This window comes from Xylophilus sp. PBN-3R, from assembly GCF_057747805.1.
The window spans coordinates 4,632,899-4,650,838 of record NZ_CM173225.1; the positions used below are offsets into that span (position 1 = coordinate 4,632,899).

The 17,940-nt window shown below is 65.3% G+C and carries 14 protein-coding genes; 6 read left to right on the forward strand and 8 right to left on the reverse strand.

The features are described 5' to 3' along the window. Window positions 1-3 precede the first annotated feature (3 nt). The 4 genes from bcsA to bcsD are packed head-to-tail and all read right to left on the reverse strand — an operon-like array spanning window position 4 to window position 4,022. Window positions 4-2,220 carry a UDP-forming cellulose synthase catalytic subunit gene (gene bcsA / locus AC3ANW_RS21935; protein ID WP_488342938.1) on the reverse strand — a complete coding sequence of 739 codons (2,217 nt, stop codon included), beginning with the start codon at window positions 2,218-2,220 and terminating at the stop codon, window positions 4-6. After that, window positions 2,217-2,990 (reverse strand): cellulose biosynthesis protein BcsQ, encoded by a 774-nt coding sequence (gene bcsQ / locus AC3ANW_RS21940; RefSeq protein ID WP_488342939.1) that lies wholly within the window; start codon window positions 2,988-2,990, stop codon window positions 2,217-2,219. The genes bcsA and bcsQ overlap by 4 nt, the downstream gene beginning before the upstream one ends. Then, the gene (gene bcsP / locus AC3ANW_RS21945; protein ID WP_488342940.1) at window positions 2,987-3,532 is read right to left on the reverse strand and encodes a cellulose biosynthesis protein BcsP; all 546 of its coding nucleotides are present in this window, start codon (window positions 3,530-3,532) and stop codon (window positions 2,987-2,989) included. Before bcsP ends, bcsQ begins: the two co-directional genes overlap by 4 nt. A gap of 34 nt (window positions 3,533-3,566) precedes the next feature. Continuing rightward, entirely contained in the window at window positions 3,567-4,022 is a 456-nt protein-coding gene (bcsD, locus tag AC3ANW_RS21950) for a cellulose biosynthesis protein BcsD (RefSeq protein ID WP_488342941.1), read from the reverse strand. 151 nt (window positions 4,023-4,173) lie between these two features. Here bcsD and AC3ANW_RS21955 point away from each other — a divergent pair, with 151 nt between their 5' ends. Next, window positions 4,174-5,808, forward strand: coding sequence for an MFS transporter (locus AC3ANW_RS21955; RefSeq protein ID WP_488342942.1), 1,635 nt, complete (start codon window positions 4,174-4,176; stop codon window positions 5,806-5,808). On the opposite strand, the gene AC3ANW_RS21960 is transcribed toward AC3ANW_RS21955, so the two are convergent. Together AC3ANW_RS21960 and AC3ANW_RS21965 are read right to left on the reverse strand one after the other, a co-directional pair. Further along, window positions 5,809-6,579, reverse strand: a complete 771-nt coding sequence (locus AC3ANW_RS21960) for a DUF481 domain-containing protein (protein ID WP_488342943.1) — start codon at window positions 6,577-6,579, stop codon at window positions 5,809-5,811. Window positions 6,580-6,668: 89 nt separating this feature from the next. Further along, entirely contained in the window at window positions 6,669-7,202 is a 534-nt protein-coding gene (locus AC3ANW_RS21965; protein ID WP_488342944.1) for a PEP-CTERM sorting domain-containing protein, read from the reverse strand. Between the two features lie 385 nt (window positions 7,203-7,587). Here AC3ANW_RS21965 and AC3ANW_RS21970 point away from each other — a divergent pair, with 385 nt between their 5' ends. From AC3ANW_RS21970 to AC3ANW_RS21990, 5 genes are all read left to right on the forward strand, one after another. Then, window positions 7,588-8,403, forward strand: a complete 816-nt coding sequence (locus AC3ANW_RS21970; protein ID WP_488342945.1) for an alpha/beta hydrolase — start codon at window positions 7,588-7,590, stop codon at window positions 8,401-8,403. Window positions 8,404-8,512: 109 nt separating this feature from the next. Continuing rightward, the gene (gene fba, locus AC3ANW_RS21975; protein WP_488342946.1) at window positions 8,513-9,577 is read left to right on the forward strand and encodes a class II fructose-bisphosphate aldolase; all 1,065 of its coding nucleotides are present in this window, start codon (window positions 8,513-8,515) and stop codon (window positions 9,575-9,577) included. Window positions 9,578-9,664: 87 nt separating this feature from the next. After that, window positions 9,665-10,576: a phosphoribosylaminoimidazolesuccinocarboxamide synthase gene (locus AC3ANW_RS21980; protein WP_488342947.1), complete on the forward strand. Its 912-nt coding sequence runs from the start codon at window positions 9,665-9,667 to the stop codon at window positions 10,574-10,576. Window positions 10,577-10,735: 159 nt separating this feature from the next. After that, window positions 10,736-12,232, forward strand: coding sequence for an ATPase domain-containing protein (locus AC3ANW_RS21985; RefSeq protein ID WP_488342948.1), 1,497 nt, complete (start codon window positions 10,736-10,738; stop codon window positions 12,230-12,232). 7 nt (window positions 12,233-12,239) lie between these two features. Continuing rightward, window positions 12,240-13,907, forward strand: a complete 1,668-nt coding sequence (locus AC3ANW_RS21990) for a response regulator (protein ID WP_488342949.1) — start codon at window positions 12,240-12,242, stop codon at window positions 13,905-13,907. 4 nt (window positions 13,908-13,911) lie between these two features. Here AC3ANW_RS21990 and AC3ANW_RS21995 read toward each other — a convergent pair whose 3' ends face one another. Both AC3ANW_RS21995 and AC3ANW_RS22000 read right to left on the reverse strand, forming a co-directional pair. Then, window positions 13,912-14,895, reverse strand: a complete 984-nt coding sequence (locus tag AC3ANW_RS21995; RefSeq protein ID WP_488342950.1) for a tripartite tricarboxylate transporter substrate binding protein — start codon at window positions 14,893-14,895, stop codon at window positions 13,912-13,914. Window positions 14,896-14,938: 43 nt separating this feature from the next. Next, the gene (locus AC3ANW_RS22000; protein WP_488342951.1) at window positions 14,939-17,923 is read right to left on the reverse strand and encodes a DNA topoisomerase III; all 2,985 of its coding nucleotides are present in this window, start codon (window positions 17,921-17,923) and stop codon (window positions 14,939-14,941) included. Window positions 17,924-17,940 lie beyond the last annotated feature (17 nt).

Consider the following 17,940-nt stretch of genomic DNA (forward strand, 5'->3'; position numbering starts at 1 on the left):
CCATCAATCCCCCGTCTTCAAAGTTGAGCCTGCGGGCGCTGCGGTCTTCGTGACTCGCACCATGCGCCAGGCGTTGATAAAAAAGATTCCAAAACCGCGGAAACCGATCCGCATGACGCCACCGAAAGCCTTGAGCGGGGTGTCGCGTTCGCCGCGTCCCCAGTTCTGGGCCCAGAGGTCGGCGCGCGCAAAGGTCATCTGCGCCAGCGCCACCTGCTGGATGGTCGTGAGTTCCTCGAAGTGCACGCCGAGCTTGTTGCCGCGGCGGAACACCACCTCGGCCGGGAACGATGCTTCGTCCTGGTCGCGGTAGATCGAGATGTAGATTTTTTCGCCCAGCGGCACGTTGATATCGGAGTTGAGCGCAAGGCCCACGCCGGTCTGCGAGAAGTCTTCGGTGCGGCAGGCGATGACACGGCCGTCGGGCAGTGCGACCGACGCGCGCAGCGAGGCGATCACACGCGGCGTCTTGCGCACCTGGCGACTTTCGGACGCCACCGCGATAGCGGCGCTGAGCATGACGATGTTGTAGATCGTCCAGATCAGGTTGATCGCCAGGGTGGTGTATTGCTCGGCCTGGAATTCGCCGGAAACCACCCGCCAGGTGCCGACCACGATGCCGATCAGGCTGGCCAGCACCAGGATCACGTAGGGCCTGGCGATGTTCCAGTCGAAATACGAATGGTCCACCACGCCGCCCTTGGACGTCACATTGAACTTGCCCAGGCGCGGGTTGATGAATGCGGTGACGGTGGGCCGCAGGATGTACCAGGCCAGCACCGATTCGTAGACCTCGTTCCAGAACGAATGGCGGAACCGTCCCTGCATGCGCGAGTTGGTGATGCCGGCATGCAGCAGGTGAGGCAGCGCGAAGGCCGCGATCATCAGCGCGCTGGCCTGGAACACCTGGGCACTGAAGAACAGGTAGGCCAGCGGCGCGGTCATGAAGATCAGCCGCGGTGCGCCGTAGAAGAAGTGCAGCATCGCGTTGAGATAGCACAGGCGCTGGCCCAGCTTCAGGCCGGGGCCCAGCAGCGGGTTGTCGATGCGGCAGATCTGCGCCATGCCGCGCGCCCAGCGGATGCGCTGTCCGACGTGGCCGGCCAGCGATTCGGTGGCCAGGCCGGCGGCTTGCGGAATCGCCAGGTAGGCGGTGTTCCAGCCCAGCCGGTTCATCTTGAGCGCGGTGTGGGCGTCCTCGGTCACCGTTTCGGTGGCCATGCCGCCGATGGCCATCAGCGGTTCGCGGCGGATCAGCGCGCAGGAGCCGCAGAAGAAGGTGGCGTTCCACAGGTCGTTGCCGTCCTGCACCAGGCCGTAGAACAGCTCGCCTTCGTTGGGAATGGCGCGGAAGGTCTGCAGGTTCTTCTCGAAAGGATCGGGCGAGAAGAAGAAATGCGGCGTCTGCAGCATCGCGAGGTTCTTGTCCTTCAGGAACCAGCCCATGCAGACCTGCAGGAACGAGCGGGTGGGCACGTGGTCGCAGTCGAAGATGCCGACCAGTTCGCCGTTGGTGATCTCGAGCGCGGCGTTGATGTTGCCGGCCTTGGCGTGGCGGTTGTTGTCGCGGGTGATGTAGCCCACGCCGACTTCTTCGCAGAACAGGCGGAATTCCTCGCGGCGGCCGTCGTCCAGCACGAACACCTTGAGTTTGTCGCCCGGCCAGTCCATGCCCATGGCGGTGTAGACCGTCTGGCGCACCACTTCGAGGGGCTCGTTGTAGGTCGGGATCAGGATGTCGACGGTCGGCCAGACGTCGGTGTCGGCCGGCATCGGCAGCGGCTTGCGTTCCAGTGGCCAGGCAGTCTGGAAATAACCCAGCAGCAGCACGGTGAGCGCGTAGAGCTCGGCCAGAACCAGGCCGGTGCCGAAGAAGGTGTCGACAAACCCTTCGAAGCCGGTGGTCTCGGTGATGCGCCAGTAGATGTAGCGCATCGACGCGGTGAGCGAGAACACGATCATGGTCAGCGTCGGCAGCCGGCCCGGCACCCGGCGCAGCATCAGCGCGACGAAGAAGCTGATCGCCGCGAAGATGACCTGGCCCCAGAAGTCCAGCGGCACGGTGAACACCACCACGAACAGCCCGATGCCCACGATCATGGCCACGATGCGGGCGATCGGATGGCGCCAGAGGTCCAGGTCGACGAGCTGGATCATGTTGGTGCGCAGCCGCTGTCGCAGGCTGCGCTGGGGTACCTGGAAATTGTCCTGACTTGTCATTCTGCGAGTGCTCCTGCTTCGAGCCGTGCCAGCACGGTCTGGGCGATTTCCATCAGGTCTGCCGCGGCCTGGCTGTCGCGTGCGTATTCAAAGATGTTCTGGTCATAGGCCAGGGCTTCGGCGACCGCCTGGTCGCGGTGCACGCTGCCGACAAAACGTTCACCGAACTGGCCCCGCATCACCTGCGCCACGTCGGCCGTCAGGCGCCGCGTGGCGTCGCTCTGGTTGATGAGATGCAGGTGGCCGGCGAAACCGTCCCGGTCGCCGGTATGGCTGGCGATGAGGTTTTCCATCATCGGCAGCGCCGAATACGAAGCTGCGTCCGGCAAGGTGACCAGCAGCGCCATGTCGGCGGCGGCGAGTGCCTGGCGCAGGTAGATGGACGGGCCGGGCGGCGTGTCGATGAGCACGACGGCACGCTGCACCATGCCCAGGCTGGCCAGATGCTCGGCGAGCCAGTCGGGGTGGGCGGCCAGGTGGTTTTCGAACAGCAGCCGGTCGTCCTCGTTGATCACGCCGTAGGGCAGCACCGCGACACCGCGGTCGCTGCGCTCGCAACTGGCACGCCAGGGCGTACCGGCGAGGGTGGCGCGCGAAAGCCCGCCGATTTCGCCGGCCGGCAGGCTGAAATGCAGGCGCAGCGCGTTTTGGGGATCCAGATCGGCCACCAGCACCGGATGGCCGGCGAGCGATAACGCCGCCGCCAGGTTAGCGGTGACAGTGGTCTTGCCGACGCCTCCCTTGGCCGACGCGATCGCCAGAATCTTCACGGCTTGAGCAGTCTTCTGAGCAGGGACACTTCGGGGTCGGCCACCGGAGCAGCCGGCTCCGGCTGGCGGGCGAGGCGCGAGAACAGGCCCTGGAGTTCGGTTCCGGCGGGCGCCGGCACCGGGGCAGCGGCCTGGGACACGAATGCCGGGGCGCGTACGGGGATGGGAGCCGCTGCCGGTGAAGCCACGGATGCGGATGCGGGTGCGCCTGCGACCACTTCCACGAAAGTCTCCGGCCGCAGCTCGGGCTCGACGAGGGGACGGGAAGCCGGTTCCGGTGCGGTGACCTGTGTGCGGGCCTCTACCGCGGCGCGCGCGGCGGCGGCCTCGTCGAACACCAGCGGAGCCGGGCCATCGTGCCGGTGTGCTTCACCCATACGCACCGATTCGATCCGCCTGGCTGCATCCTCGGCGCGCACGGTCGCCAGCAGCGGCCAGCGTTCGCGCGACTGGCGGACCACGTTTTCGCGCCCCAGTTCCTTGTAGTTGTCGGCAGTGCCGCCGAACTGCCGGAACAGGTTGGCAATATCGTCAGAACTCATCGGGATATCTCCAGGAACTGCAGGACGGCACCGGTCATGCAGCCTCCAGGCGTAATTCGATCGAACCGGCCGCATCCGGGCCGGTCACATGGCGCACCAGCAGTCCGGCGGCGTGGGATTGCTCGAACCACGCCTGGTAGACGCCTTCGAGGAAGGCAGGCGCCCAGGCGGTCGCCGACGGGCCGAGTGCAGTGAAAAGCGGTGCGCAGAAATGTGAAATCCGCAGGCTGCCATGGGTCTCCGCCAACGCCACCCAGCCCCAGTCCTGCGAAACCCATACGCGGCCCATCGCCAGCTGCAGCTCGTCGAGCGTCTGGCAGGCGGGCAGCGGGTTGGCCCGGGCCAGACGCGCACCGAGCCGACGCATCAACGCCTGCAGATCGACCTCGGACAACTGCTGCGAAAACTCTTCAGCAAGGGCGCGCAGAAAACCTTTCCATTGCCGCGAGCATTGAAGCTCGGCAAAGTATTCGACGACAGCAGGTTCCACGGTTTTGACCATCAGGTGCGCAAGTTGTAACTTCGGCAGACTAAATGTATGCAAAGGTAGGATAGCAGAGCGATTCGAAGCTGTCGCTCGCCTTTCAACACTGTTGTGACAGTGCGTTAACCGAGAACGCGTGTCCGTGGACAATGTCACGATGCCTCAGAACCCCAATATCGGTGCGGACGCTGCGCCGGCCGGTATTTCCGCCCCGCCTGTGACCGAAACGCTGTCGCCGCTCGCGCCCCTGCGTTCGCCGGTTTTCCGCATGTTGTGGATCACCTGGATGGTGGCCAACACCTGCATGTGGATGAACGACGTCGCGGCCGCCTGGCTGATGACTTCGCTGACCACGTCTCCGGTGATGGTGGCGCTGGTGCAGTCGGCTTCCACCCTGCCGGTGTTCCTGCTCGGGCTGCCGAGCGGAGCGTTTGCCGACATCCTGGACCGCCGGCGTTATTTCATCGTCACCCAGATCTGGGTTTCGGCGGTGGCGGCACTTCTGTGCGTCGCGGTGCTTTCCGACGTGATCGGGCCGGGCCTGCTGCTGGGCCTGACTTTCCTGAACGGTGTCGGCCTGGCGATGCGCTGGCCGGTTTTTTCGGCCATCGTTCCCGAACTGGTGCCGCGCGCCCAGCTGCCGGCGGCCATGGGGCTCAACGGCGTGGCCATGAACGCGTCGAGAATCATCGGCCCGCTGGTGGCCGGCACGCTGATCGCGGGCGCGGGCACGCACTGGGTGTTCGTGCTCAACGCCGTGCTGTCGGCGGCCGCGGCGGTGGTCATCACCCGCTGGAAACGTGAACACATCATCAGTCCGCTCGGCCGTGAACGCCTGGGCAGCGCGATCCGCGTCGGCCTGCAGTTCGTGGTGCAGTCGCCACGCATGCGGGCGGTGCTGATCCGGGTGGCCTGTTTCTTCCTGCATTCGACCGCGCTGCTGGCCATGCTGCCGCTGGTGGCGCGCGCCCTGCCGGGCGGCGATGCCGGCACCTTCACCGCGCTGCTGGCGTCGATGGGCATCGGCGCCATCTTCGGCATCCTGGTGATTCAGCCCCGGCTGCGCCGCAAGCTGGGGCGCGACGAGATCGTGCTGGGCGGTACGGTGCTGACCTCGCTGGCCACCATCGGCGTGGCCTTCGCACCCAATATCTACCTGGCAGTGCCCTGCATGATGGTCGGCGGCGGAGCCTGGCTGTGCGCGGCCAATTCGCTTACCACCTCGGCCCAGTTCGCCCTGCCCGACTGGGTGCGCGCCCGCGGCATGGCCATCTGCCAGATGGCCATCATGGGTGCCACGGCGGTCGGTGCAGCGCTGTGGGGCCAGGTGGCCAGTGTCGCCAGCCTGCACATCGGGCTGACGATCGCCGGTGTCAGCGGTGTGCTCGTGATGCTGGGTGTGCAACGTTTCCTGCCCGACCGCAGCCTGATCGAAGACCTGACCCCGTCGCGCGCCTTCAAGGTGCCGGTGGTGGAAATCGCCCCGGAGGCGGGCCGCATCCAGGTGACCATCGAATACATCATCGATCCGGAGCGGGCCGCCGAATTCCGCGAGGTGATGCAGGAAAGCCGCCGCAGCCGCCTGCGCCAGGGCGCGCTGGAATGGCATCTGCAGCGAGACGTGGTCGACCCGCGCATGTATTACGAGCAGGTGACCGATGAGTCATGGACCGAACATCTGCGTCGTTTCGACCGGGTCACGGCTTCGGATGTCGCGCTGCGCGACCGCAAGCTGGCATTCCATGTCGGCGGCAGCCCTCCGGCCATCGCCCGCCGCATCGTGGAGCGCTGATCAGTCGAAGCGCAGCGAGACGCCGGTGACGAACGACGCGTCGCCTTTTTTCAGGCCCACGCCGGGATCGCTGTCGTAGCGGTAGTTGATGCCGGCCGTCAGGCTCAGCGTGTTGGTCATGGCCACCGAAATGCCGGCGTCGAGCAAGGCGCGGTAGGCGCCGGTGTCGGTGAGGTTCGGATAGGCAGTGAACTTCTGGCGCAGCTTGGTGGTGCTGGTCAACTGGTGGCTGGATTCCTCGGCCAGGACCAGTTCGGTACGGCCGTATTCGCCGCGGGTCTGACCCAGCACGCTGACGGGCGTCACATAACTGTCCTGCGTGTAGCCCACGCCGGCCGAAATATCGAAGGTCAGGTCGTCGCTTCGGATCATGTGGCGGCCCACGCCGCCGGCCAACGAATAGCGGTGGGCGATGTTGGACGGCCGGTCGCGCAAGAAGTCGCCCGACCCGAAATAGAAGCTGTGCCGGGAGATGTCCCGGTTGTACTGGGTGCCCAGCAGGTAACGCTGGGTGGCGGTGACGCCGTTGACCTTGCCGTAGTTGCCCTGGCCGCGAAAAGTGAGTTTGTCGTGATCCGATACTCGGGCGGCTTCCCCGGTGGCATTGAACTGTGTGGTGTCGCTGTTGCCGGCCGTCGCGTTGGCACCCGCGGTCAGCAGGTAGCGCCACTTGCCGTCGGGTTTCAGGGTCACCTGGGCGTGCGCGGCGCAGGCAGCCGCAGCGGCGGTGGTCAACAGGAAGAGACTACGCAGGGGCTTGCGCAAGGGCATGGGCCGGGTCCTTTGGGATTGATGCCGATAACCCGCCATGTTGCACTGCGGCAGCCGGTGAGGAGCCGCTCAAGGGTTTTCCCTTTGTGTCAAATCGTTGCGAGACGTTGCCCCCGGCGTCTTGCGATGGCTCCGATCATGCCGATTCCGGTCAGCAGCATGGCGTAGCTTTCGGGTTCTGGGACCTGCGGTGTGGTCGTGAAGTTTCGAAGCTGCAATTCGGATGCGGTTTCATCGTCGAACGCATTTTGAACGCCGACGGTAATGCTGCCGCTGTAGGGCGTCGCAAAAATATAATGCATCCAGCCGGAGCTGCCGAAACTGCCGACCGTCTGAATATCCGAAAGCTGGAGCGTACCGACCGAGGTCGTGAGATATGAATAATCATTGATGATCGGCGCATAGATATCGCCCGCGGTGAATTTCCATTCGAACGAAGCCAGGCTGTTCACCTGTGCACTGATGGAAGAGCTGCCGAGCAGCGTGGCCAGTGTCGGGGTGATCACGCTGGGCGAATTGATACCCGTCGCCAGCGTGAACGTCGTGATATCGAGTGTGGCGGCCTGGGTTATCAGGGGCGCACCGGCCAGGGCCAGTACAAAAGGGACCAGCAGCTTTTTCATTAAATACCTCCATATTGAAATGCATGGACCGTCATCCGGTGGGCGGTGGCGGCAATCGGGTGTTTGCACAAATTCTGAAGTGATTATTCAAATTAAACAGGTTTGCGAGCACTTGCATTTTTGGTAATAAATATGATTGCTTGTAAGAACATGTCTTAAATAATTTTGGTGTATTTCCTACCGTCAGGCGATGTATTGCCGGCCACGATCCGTTCGTTACTCGCAAGTTGGGTGACAACCGCATCCAGCAACGAACTTATTGCGTACACGCCACATGACCTGCCCGCCTTCCCGCCCCCCTTCGTTATCCGCCGCCTGTATCACCTCGTTGCCGCGGCGTGGGCTCCTCGCCGGCGCCGCAGCTTTTCTGTCGGGATGCTCTGCCGTGCAGACGCTGGACGCGTTGGTGCCAGACCACGATTACCGGCTCGATGCCGACCTGCCGTACGGCGACGACGCCCGCCAGCGCGTCGATGTGTACCGGCCCATTCAGGATCCGGGCCCGGGCGCTGCCAAACCACCGCTGGTGGTTTTTTTCTATGGTGGCAACTGGACGAACGGCGAGCGCGGCGACTACCGTTTCGTCGGCGAGGCCCTGGCCAGCGCGGGCGCGGTCGTCGCCATTCCCGATTACCGGCTCAGCCCGGCGGTGCGATATCCGACCTTCCTGGAGGACTCCGCCCGGGCCGTGAAATGGGCGCTGGACCATGCCGGGATGTATGGCGCAGACCCGCAGCGTCTGGTGCTGATGGGCCATAGCGCCGGCGGCTACAACGCGGCGATGCTGGCGCTCGACCCGCGCTGGCTCGGCGCAGTGGGCGTGCCGCAGTCGCAGGTGTCGTCGTGGATCGGGCTTGCCGGTCCGTACGACTTCCTTCCCATCGGCGAACCCATGACGCAGGCGGCCTTCAACTGGCCCGCCACTCCGGCAGATTCCCAGCCCCTGGCGCACGTCACGCCCAAGTCGCCGCCGGCACTGCTGCTGGTGGCAGACAAGGACGAAACCGTCAACCCGGACCGCAACAGCGCCGCCATGGCGAGCCGGCTGCAGCAGGCAGGCGTGGAAGTATGTTTGCGGCGTTATCCAAGGGTCAGCCACGCCACGCTCGTCGGCAGCATGGGCACGCCGCTGCGCTGGCTGGCACCGGTTCGCCGCGACGTGTTGCGCTTTCTGGGCCTGGAGCCTGTAACGCCAAGATAAAAGTAGTGAACGCCAGCGTGCTGGTGTTGGCTAAAATTGCGAGTTACCAGTCGATTACATCGGCTGTATCCCACGCATTTTTCTTCACACCTTCATTCGGAATCCACCCATGGCTCTCGTCTCGATGCGCGAACTGCTGGATCACGCAGCCGCTAACGGCTACGGCATCCCGGCCTTCAACGTCAACAACCTGGAACAAGTCCAGGCAGTCATGGAAGCAGCCAAGGAAACCGGCGCCCCCGTGATCCTGCAGGCCAGCGCCGGCGCCCGCAAATATGCCGGCGAAGGTTTCATCAAGCACCTGATCCAGGCCGCCGTCGAAAGCTATCCCGACATTCCTCTGGTGATGCACCAGGACCACGGCCAGAACCCCGGCGTCTGCCAGGGCGCCATCGACCTGGGTTTCTCGTCGGTGATGATGGACGGCTCGCTCGAAGCCGACGGCAAGACCATCGCCAGCTATGAATACAACGTCGAAGTGACCAAGAAGGTCGTCGACATGGCGCACCGCGTCGGCGTCACCGTCGAAGGCGAACTGGGCTGCCTGGGTTCGCTCGAAACCATGAAGGGCGACAAGGAAGACGGCCACGGCACCGACGCCGTCATGACCCGCGAGCAACTGCTGACCAACCCGGAACAGGCCGCCGACTTCGCCAAGCGCACCCGCATCGACGCGCTGGCCATCGCCATCGGCACCAGCCACGGCCCGTTCAAGTTCACCCGCAAGCCCACCGGCGACATTCTGGCCATCGACCGCATCAAGGAAATCCACGCCCGCATCCCCAACACACACCTGGTGATGCACGGTTCCTCTTCGGTGCCGCAAGAACTGCTGGCGATCATTCGCCAGTACGGCGGCCAGATCAAGGAAACGTATGGCGTGCCGGTCGAGGAGATCCAGGAAGCCATCAAGTTCGGCGTCCGCAAGATCAACATCGATACCGACATCCGCCTGGCCATGACCGGCGCGGTGCGCAAGTTCATGTTCGAGAATCCTGAGAAGTTCGATGCGCGCGAATGGCTCAAGCCAGCCCGCGAAGCCGCCAAGCAGGTGTGCAAGCAACGCTACATCGAGTTCGGCTGCGAAGGCCAGGGCGCCAAGATCAAGGGCGACTCGCTGCAGGTGGTGGCCGGCAAATACGCCCAGGGCGTGCTGGACCCGGTCATCGTCTGATGCGCCCCGGGTTGTCGCAGTCGCCGCGATAATCGACGGCCCGTTGCCACTTCGCAGCGGGCTTTTTTCATTCAGGTTTCTTCCGTAATGACTGCCGACGCACTCCACACCTCCGCCCTCACGTCGCTTCCGCTGCTTGCCCGCGGCAAGGTGCGCGACAACTACGCAGTCGGCGACGACCGCATCCTGATGGTCGCCAGCGACCGCATCTCCGCCTTCGACGTGATCCTCGGCGAGCCGATTCCCGGCAAGGGTGCGCTGCTGACGCAGATGGCGCTCTTCTGGTTCGACAAGCTCGGCCACATCTGCCCCAACCACCTGACCGGCGAAGCACCGGAAAGCGTGGTCAGCGCCGCCGAAATCCCGCAGGTGCGCAACCGCTCGATGCTGGTCCAGCGCCTGAAGCCGGTGCCGGTCGAAGCCGTGGTGCGCGGTTATCTGGCCGGCAGCGGCTGGCAGGAATACCAGCAGAACCAGGCCGTGTGCGGTGTGCCCCTGCCGGCCGGCCTGCGCAACGCGAGCAAGCTGCCCGAACCCATCTTCACGCCGGCCGCCAAGGCGGCGGTGGGCGAGCACGACGAGAACATCGACTACCAGCAGGTGGTGGCCGTGGTGGGCGAAGCGCTGGCTGCCCAGATCCGCGACACCAGCATCGCGCTGTACAAGGCCGCTGCCGCCATCGCCGCCGAGAAGGGCATGATCATCGCCGACACCAAGTTCGAGTTCGGTCTCGACAAGGACGGCCGGCTGGTGCTGATGGACGAAGTGCTGACGCCCGATTCGTCGCGCTACTGGCCCCGGGAAGGCTACGACGCCGCCTTCGCCGCCGGCACCAATCCGCCGAGCTACGACAAGCAGTTCGTGCGCGACTGGCTCGAAGCCGCCCGGGTGCACGGCAAGCCCTGGGACAAGACGCCCCCCGCACCGCGCCTGCCGCAGGACGTGATCGAGAAGACCGCTGCCAAGTACCGCGAAGCGCTGGAACGACTGACGGCCTGACTGGCCTGACCGGGCGTCTATCCGACAGGCCGGTGAGCGGTGGTCCGTCCCTGCATGACGGGCATGGACGGCCCGCAGGACGGAGCCGGACGGGCAAAGTTCGGACGTCACGTCATTCCTGCGTGCCTTTGAAGCACCCTAAACACCGTGTCCAACGAAATGCTCGCATCCACCGGCATCACCGGCCTCGACAACATCCTGGTCGGCGGCTTTCCACCCCACCACCTTTACCTGGTCGAGGGCACGCCTGGTTCCGGCAAGACCACGCTCGGCCTGCAGTTCCTGCTGCAGGGCCGCGAAGCGGGCGAGCGCGGCCTGTACATCACCCTGTCGGAAACCAGTGCGGAACTGCACCTCGTGGCCGCCTCGCACGGCTGGAACCTCGACGGCATCGACGTTTATGACCTGGTGGGCGAAGAGGGGTTGAGCGAAGAGGCCGAGCAGAGCATCCTGCACCCTTCCGAATTCGAGCTGGGCGAAACCACCCGCGACGTGATCGACATGGTGCAGCGGCTGCAGCCCGGCCGGGTGGTCTTCGACAGCCTGTCCGAAATGCGCCTGCTGGCCCAGAGTCCGCTGCGCTATCGGCGGCAGATCCTGGCCCTGAAGCGTTTCTTCGCCAACCGCGGCTGCACGGTGCTGATGCTGGACGACAAGTCGGGCGCACTGGGCGATGTGCAGCTTCACAGCATTGCGCACGGCGTGATCAATCTCGAACAGAATCCCAACGACTACGGCCCCGACAAGCGCCGCCTGCGGGTCGTCAAGCTGCGCGGGGTGAAGTTCCGCGAAGGCGAACACGACTTCAACCTGGCACGTGGCGGCCTGCAGGTGTTTCCGCGACTGGTCGCCAGCGAACATGGCCGGGCATTCGACGAAAATTTCGTCTCCACCGGGACGGTGCTCCTGGACGAACTCCTGGGTGGAGGCCTGGTACCGGGCAGCAATATGCTGCTGACGGGTCCCGCCGGCACCGGCAAGACGACCACCGCCATCAGCTGCGCCATGCACGCCATGCAACGGGGCCACAAGGTGGCCTATTACCTGTTCGACGAGGGCATGGGCACGTTGCGCATGCGTTGCAAGGCACTGGGCCTGGACGTCGACCCCTTCATCGCGTCGGGCCAGTTGCTCATCCGCGCCCTCGATCCGGCCGAGCTTTCTCCCGGCCAGTTCGCCCATGCGGTCCGGGCGGCAGTCGAGAACGACGATGCGCGTGTCGTTGTCATCGACAGCATCAACGCCTACCTGCAGGCCATGCCCGGCGGCAAGTTCCTGCTGCTGCAGATGCACGAACTGCTGGCCTACCTCAACTTGCGGGGTGTGATCACGCTGCTGATTCTTTCGCAGCACGGCGTGGTGGGCGACATCCGTTCGGACGTGGACCTGAGCTACCTCAGCGATGGGCTGCTGCAGTTCCGGTATTTCGAGGCACGAGGCAGCCTGCGCAAGGCCATTTCCGCCATCAAGAGCCGTACGGCGGCCCACGACTCGACCATCCGTGAATTCCGCCTCGGCCCCCAGGGAGTCGAGATCGGTGAGGCTCTCACCGATTTCCAGGGCGTGCTCAATGGGATTCCGCGCTACACCGGCAGCATGTCTCTGCTGGGCGACAGCACGCTGGCCGTGCCGCGTCAGCCTGTTTCGGGATCGTGACCCTTCCATGGAAAACCGGGTCCTGATCCATGCTCCCCGCGGCCGTGACGCCGAGGTGATCCAGCAGGTGCTGGAGGCCCAGGGCATGGAATGCCTGGTATGCCCCGACACCGACTGCCTGCTCGCCGAACTGGCTTCCGAAGCGGCCGCCGCCATCGTCACCGAAGAGGTGCTGAGCGACGGTTTCGACGCTGCGCTGGGGCGGTTCCTGGCCGCGCAGCCGGCCTGGTCCGACTTTCCCTTCGTGGTGATGGCCAACCGCCAGACCGGACGGCGTTCGGCGCAGGCGGTGGCATCGCTGCAGGAACTCGGCAACATCGTGCTGCTGGAAAGGCCGGTCAACCCCGAGACACTCGCCAGCGCCGCCCGTTCCGCGGTGCGCGCCCGCAAACGCCAATACGCCACCCGGCGGCACCTGGCCGCCATCGAGTCGTCCAAACACCTGGTCGACCAGCTCAATGGCGAACTCGAAGGCCGGATCGAGGTGCGCACCGCCGACCTGGCCAGCGCCAACGACCGGCTGATGCGCGAAATCGCCGAACGTGAACGGGTCCAGGCCAGCGTGGTGCAGGGGCAGAAGATGGAAGCCATCGGACGCCTGACCGGCGGCATGGCGCACGACTTCAACAACCTGCTGCACGTCGTCAACATGAACCTGCAGTTCATCGTGCGCATGGCCAACGATCCGCGCCTGGGCGACTACGCCCGCCGCGCGAAGGACGCGGTGGCACGCGGATCGCGCCTGACCGCCCAGTTGCTGTCCTTCGCCCGCGCCCAGAGCCTGGTTCCCAAGCTCAACGATGTGAACACGCTGGTGTCCAACATGAGCGACCTGATCGAGGTCTCGATCGGTTCGCGGGTGAAACTGGCGCTGCAGTTGTCCGAAGCCGCCACGCCGGCCGTGATCGACAGCGGCCAGCTCGAAATGGCCATGCTCAACCTGGCGGTCAACGCGCGTGAAGCCATGGAAGACGGCGGCACCCTCACCATCGCCACCAGCCTGCAGGACGGGCATGTGCGGCTGACTGTCACGGACACCGGCGTCGGCATTCCGGCCAACCTTCTGGCCAAGGTCTTCGACCCTTTCTTCACCACCAAGCCGGTCGGCCAGGGTGCCGGCCTGGGTCTGAGCCAGGTCTACGGATTCGCGCGCCAATCGGGCGGCGGCGCAGAGATCGTGAGCAGCCCCGGCCAGGGCACCACGGTGTCGTTACGTTTCCCGCTGGCCGACGCCGAGGCCGCCGACGCTGCTGCCGAACCGGTGGTCGACAGCACCGAAGGCAGCGCATCCATCGAGGTGCTGGTGGTGGAAGACGACGCCAGCGTGCGCCAGGGCATCGTCGAATGCCTGCGGCTGCTGCGCTACACGGTGCGCGAGGCCCGCGACGGCGCCGACGGCCTGGAGGCGCTGGCCCAGTACCGGCCCGACCTGATGCTGGTCGACTACCTGATGCCGGGCATGAACGGTGCCGAGCTGATCGCCGAAGCGCGACGGATGCATCCGGGCATGCCCATCCTGCTGGCCACCGGTTATGCCGACATGGCGCAGGTCGAAAAAGTGATCGGACGGCAAGCGGTGCTGGCCAAGCCCTTCGACCTGGAAACCCTTGGCGCGGCGGTCGCCACCGAACTGCGCGGCACCGTGCCGGCCCCGCAGGACCGCGACGCGGCCTGAAGGGTCATTCCGCAGTCGCGCCGGAGCGCCTGACCGCGTCGCCCCATTTCACGATCTCGGTCTGGATGAAGCGGTCGAACTCGGCACCGGTGGTCGGCGACGCGATCGACCCGCGTTCGCCGATGAACCGGCTCATCTGCTCGGATTTCAGGATGTCGGTCACCTCTTGGTGCAGGCGCGCCATGACCTCGGGCGGCGTGGCGGCGGGTGCCATCAGCCCCAGCCAGCCCACTGCCTCGAAACCCTTCAGCGCAGGCACTCCGGTTTCGGCCATGGCCGGCACGTCGGGCAACTGCGCCGACCGGGCGGCGGATGTCACCGCCAGCGGCACCGCACGTTTGCTCTGGATCAGGGGCAGTGCGGCGGTGACCGAGTCGACCATCAGAGGCACCTGGCCCGCCATGAAATCGGCCTGCGCCGGGCCACTGCCGCGGTAGGGAATGTGGGTAATGAAGGTGCCGGTGGCCGCCTTGAACATCTCTGCCGACAGATGCTGGGTGCCGCCCACGCCCGCGCTGGCGTAATTGAGTACGCCCGGCTGCGCCTTTGCGCGTTTCACCAGGTCGGGGATGGAGTGGATGCCCGACGCCGGTGTCGCCAGGAACACCAGCGGCACCTTGGCGATGAGCGATATGCCGGCCAGGTCGCGCGGCACGTTGAAAGGCAGCTTCTTGTAGAGCGTGTGGTTGACCGCCATGGCGCTGCCGGCAACCAGCAGCGTGTACCCGTCGGCCGGCGCGCGGGCCACCATCTCGGTGCCGATGTTGCTGCCGGCGCCGCCCTTGTTGTCGACCACCACCGGCTGGCCCAGGCGTTTGCCGAGTTGCTCGGCCAGGGCGCGGGCGAAGATGTCGGTCGCCTGGCCGGGCGGAAAGGGCACGACCATGCGGAGCGGTCGGTCGGGCCAGGTTGCGGCCTGGGAAGTCAGGTTGACGGCCGCCGCCAGTGCGGCCGTGGTGGCCATGCGCAAAAGGGTTTGTCTCTTCATTGTTTTGTCTCCGGTATTCAGCGGTCATGACCCGCGTGTGCGCCTAGCTCAGATGTTTGCCGACGATGCCGGCGAGTTCGAACATCGTCACCTGGTCCTTGCCGAACACTTCACGCAGCTTGGCGTCGGCATTGATGGCGCGTTTGTTGGCGCCGTCCTGCAGGTTGTGGGCCTTGATGTAGTCCCACAGCTTCTTGATGACGGCCGGGCGCGCAACCGGTTCGGCGCCGATGACAGCGGCCAGCGCCGCGCTCGGCGTCGATCCGGCGCTGCCTGCAGCGGGCGTCTTGCGGGGCGCCTTCGGTGCCGCGGTCTTCTTGGCCGCGACCTTCTTGGCCGCGGCCACCTTCTTCGCCGGAGCCTTCGCCGGCACTGCTGCGCCCGCCGCATTCTTGCGTGGCGGGAACTTGCTGGTACGCGGCTCGAATTCGAAGTTCACCTTGCCGGCGGTCGCATCCCAGGCCAGGAAGGCCTTGAAGGCGCGGCGGGTCTTGTTGGAGATGAACTTGTCCAGCAGCTGGGTCTTGCCGCTGTCCAGCAGCAGGCGCATCTGCTCGCGCACGATGGGTTGCTGCAGGATCACCTTGCCGCTCTTGAAGGTGCAGCTGGGCGTGGGCTGGGCGGCGGTCGGAACAGCTTTTTCGCAGACGTAGTTGACGCCGTGTTCATACACGCCGGCCCGGCAGATGGGGCAAGGTCCGATGGCCTCCTGGCCGTGGAAGTCGACCAGCTCGCCGGACTCCTCGGCATTCTTGTCGTCGCCGAAGTCGAACTCCAGTTTCCAGTTCTTCACCTCGTCGTCGAACTTCAGCAGGATTTCGGATGTGAAGGGCCAGCCGGCCTTGGAGCGGAAACCTTCCAGCGGTCCGATCTGATGATTCTTGACGAGGGATTCCGCCTCTGCCACCTCGAAGGTGCGGCCGGCCGGCGACTTGCCGAACGAGAAACCGCAGCCCTCGCGCACCGCCGTGCCCAGGCGGGCCGGTTCGGAATCGGTCGGGATGCCGACGCAGGTGTATCGACGGTAGTTCTCGCGCACCACACCTCCGCAGTTGGGGCAGGGCGCGGCCAGGGTGACGTAGTCGCCGGGCACCGTGTCGCGGTCGTATTCCTTGGCCTTCTGCACGATGCGCTGGGTCATCTGCGCGATCTGCTCCATGAAGGCGTCGCGCGACAGTTCGCCCTTTTCCATCTGGCTGAGCTTGTATTCCCAGTCGCCGGTGAGTTCGGCCTTGGACAGCTCTTCGACCCCCAGGCCGCGCAGCAAGGTCATCAGCTGGAAGGCCTTGGCGGTGGGGATCAGCTCGCGGCCTTCGCGCAGCATGTATTTCTCGGCGATCAGGCCTTCGATGATGGCCGCGCGGGTGGCGGGCGTGCCCAGGCCTTTTTCCTGCATGGCCTGGCGCAGTTCCTCATCGTCGATGAGTTTGCCGGCGCCTTCCATCGCACCCAGCAGCGTGGCTTCGCTGTAGCGGGCCGGCGGCCGGGTCTTCAGGCCCTTGGGCACCACGGTTTCGGCGACCGGCTTTTCGCCCGGCTGCACGCGGGTGAGGATCTTGCTGTCCTTGTTGTCCTTGTCCTCGGCCAGTTCGTCGGCAGCTTCCTTGCCGTAGATGGCGAGCCAGCCCGGCTTCATCAGCACCTTGCCGTCGGAGCGGAAGGCGTAGGGCTTTCCTTCGTGCTGGACCGTGCTGATGCGGGTGGTGACCTGGTATTCGGCGCTCGGGAAGAACACCGACAGGAAACGCCGCACCACGAAGTCATAGAGCTTCTGTTCGGCTTCCGACAGGCCGCTGGGCGCCTGCAGCGTGGGAATGATGGCGAAGTGGTCCGACACCTTGGCGTTGTCGAAGATGCGTTTGGTGGGTTTGACGTAGCCCTGGTCCAGCGCCTGTCTGGCGAAGGGTGCCAGGTGGCGCATGCCGCTGTTGGCCAGCATGCCCATGGTCTCCTTGACCACCGGCAGGTAGTCCTCGGGCAGGGCACGCGAATCGGTACGCGGATAGGTCAGCGCCTTGTGGCGTTCATACAGGCTCTGGGCCAGCGCCAGCGTCGTCTTGGCCGAGAAACCGAAACGGCCGTTGGCCTCGCGCTGCAGCGAGGTCAGGTCGAACAGCAGCGGCGATGCCTGCGTGGTCGGTTTGCTTTCTTCGGTGACGGTGGCGGGTTTGCCGCGGGCTGCGTCGGCGATGGCCTCGGCTTCGCGGGCGTTCCACACCCGGTCGGCGCGCTGCTCGGGATCGGCCACGCCGTCCGGCCCGAGGGGTGGCTTCTTCCACTGCGGGTCGAAATACTTGCCGGCGTATTCACCGGCCTGGGCGGCGAACTGCGCATGGATCTCCCAGTAGTCGCGGCTGACGAACTTGCGGATCTTTTCCTCGCGCTCGACCACCACCGACAGCGTGGGCGTCTGCACCCGGCCGACGGTGGTCAGGAAGAAACCGCCGTCGCGCGAGTTGAAGGCGGTCATGGCACGGGTGCCGTTGATGCCCACCAGCCAGTCGGCCTCGGAACGCGAACGGGCGGCGTCGGCCAGGCCCTGCATCTGCTGCTCGCTGCGCAGGTGGTCGAAACCGTCGCGGATGGCCTGCGGTGTCATCGACTGCAGCCACAGCCGGCGCACGGGTTTGCCCAGCGTGGTCTTGGCGCCGGCCGCGTACTGCTCGATCAGGCGGAAAATCAGTTCACCCTCGCGGCCCGCGTCGCAGGCGTTGATGAAGGCGCTGACGTCCTTGCGGCGGGCCAGCTTGACGACGGCGTTGAGCCGGCTCTTGGTCTTGTCGACCGGCTTCAGGTCGAATCGCGGCGGAATGACCGGCAGGTTGGCAAAACTCCACTTGCCGCGTTTCACGTCGAATTCTTCAGGCGCCTGGATTTCGACCAGATGGCCGACCGCGCTGGTCACCACATAGCCGTCGCTTTCGAAGTGGTCTTCGTGTTTCTCGAACTTGCCTGCCACCGGCGTCAGGGCGCGGACGATGTCTTGCGCCACCGATGGTTTTTCCGCGATCACCAGGGTCTTGCTCATGGATGGATTCTTTTCAC

Excerpts from the sequence above, each read along its gene's own strand:
- bcsA (WP_488342938.1), bottom strand. The coding sequence starts at position 2,220 with ATGACAAGTCAGGACAATTTCCAGGTACCCCAGCGCAGCCTGCGACAG.
- bcsP (WP_488342940.1), bottom strand. The coding sequence starts at position 3,532 with ATGAGTTCTGACGATATTGCCAACCTGTTCCGGCAGTTCGGCGGCACT.
- AC3ANW_RS21955 (WP_488342942.1), top strand. The coding sequence starts at position 4,174 with ATGCCTCAGAACCCCAATATCGGTGCGGACGCTGCGCCGGCCGGTATT.
- AC3ANW_RS21960 (WP_488342943.1), bottom strand. The coding sequence starts at position 6,579 with ATGCCCTTGCGCAAGCCCCTGCGTAGTCTCTTCCTGTTGACCACCGCC.
- AC3ANW_RS21965 (WP_488342944.1), bottom strand. The coding sequence starts at position 7,202 with ATGAAAAAGCTGCTGGTCCCTTTTGTACTGGCCCTGGCCGGTGCGCCC.
- fba (WP_488342946.1), top strand. The coding sequence starts at position 8,513 with ATGGCTCTCGTCTCGATGCGCGAACTGCTGGATCACGCAGCCGCTAAC.
- AC3ANW_RS21980 (WP_488342947.1), top strand. The coding sequence starts at position 9,665 with ATGACTGCCGACGCACTCCACACCTCCGCCCTCACGTCGCTTCCGCTG.
- AC3ANW_RS21985 (WP_488342948.1), top strand. The coding sequence starts at position 10,736 with ATGCTCGCATCCACCGGCATCACCGGCCTCGACAACATCCTGGTCGGC.
- AC3ANW_RS21990 (WP_488342949.1), top strand. The coding sequence starts at position 12,240 with ATGGAAAACCGGGTCCTGATCCATGCTCCCCGCGGCCGTGACGCCGAG.
- AC3ANW_RS21995 (WP_488342950.1), bottom strand. The coding sequence starts at position 14,895 with ATGAAGAGACAAACCCTTTTGCGCATGGCCACCACGGCCGCACTGGCG.
- AC3ANW_RS22000 (WP_488342951.1), bottom strand. The coding sequence starts at position 17,923 with ATGAGCAAGACCCTGGTGATCGCGGAAAAACCATCGGTGGCGCAAGAC.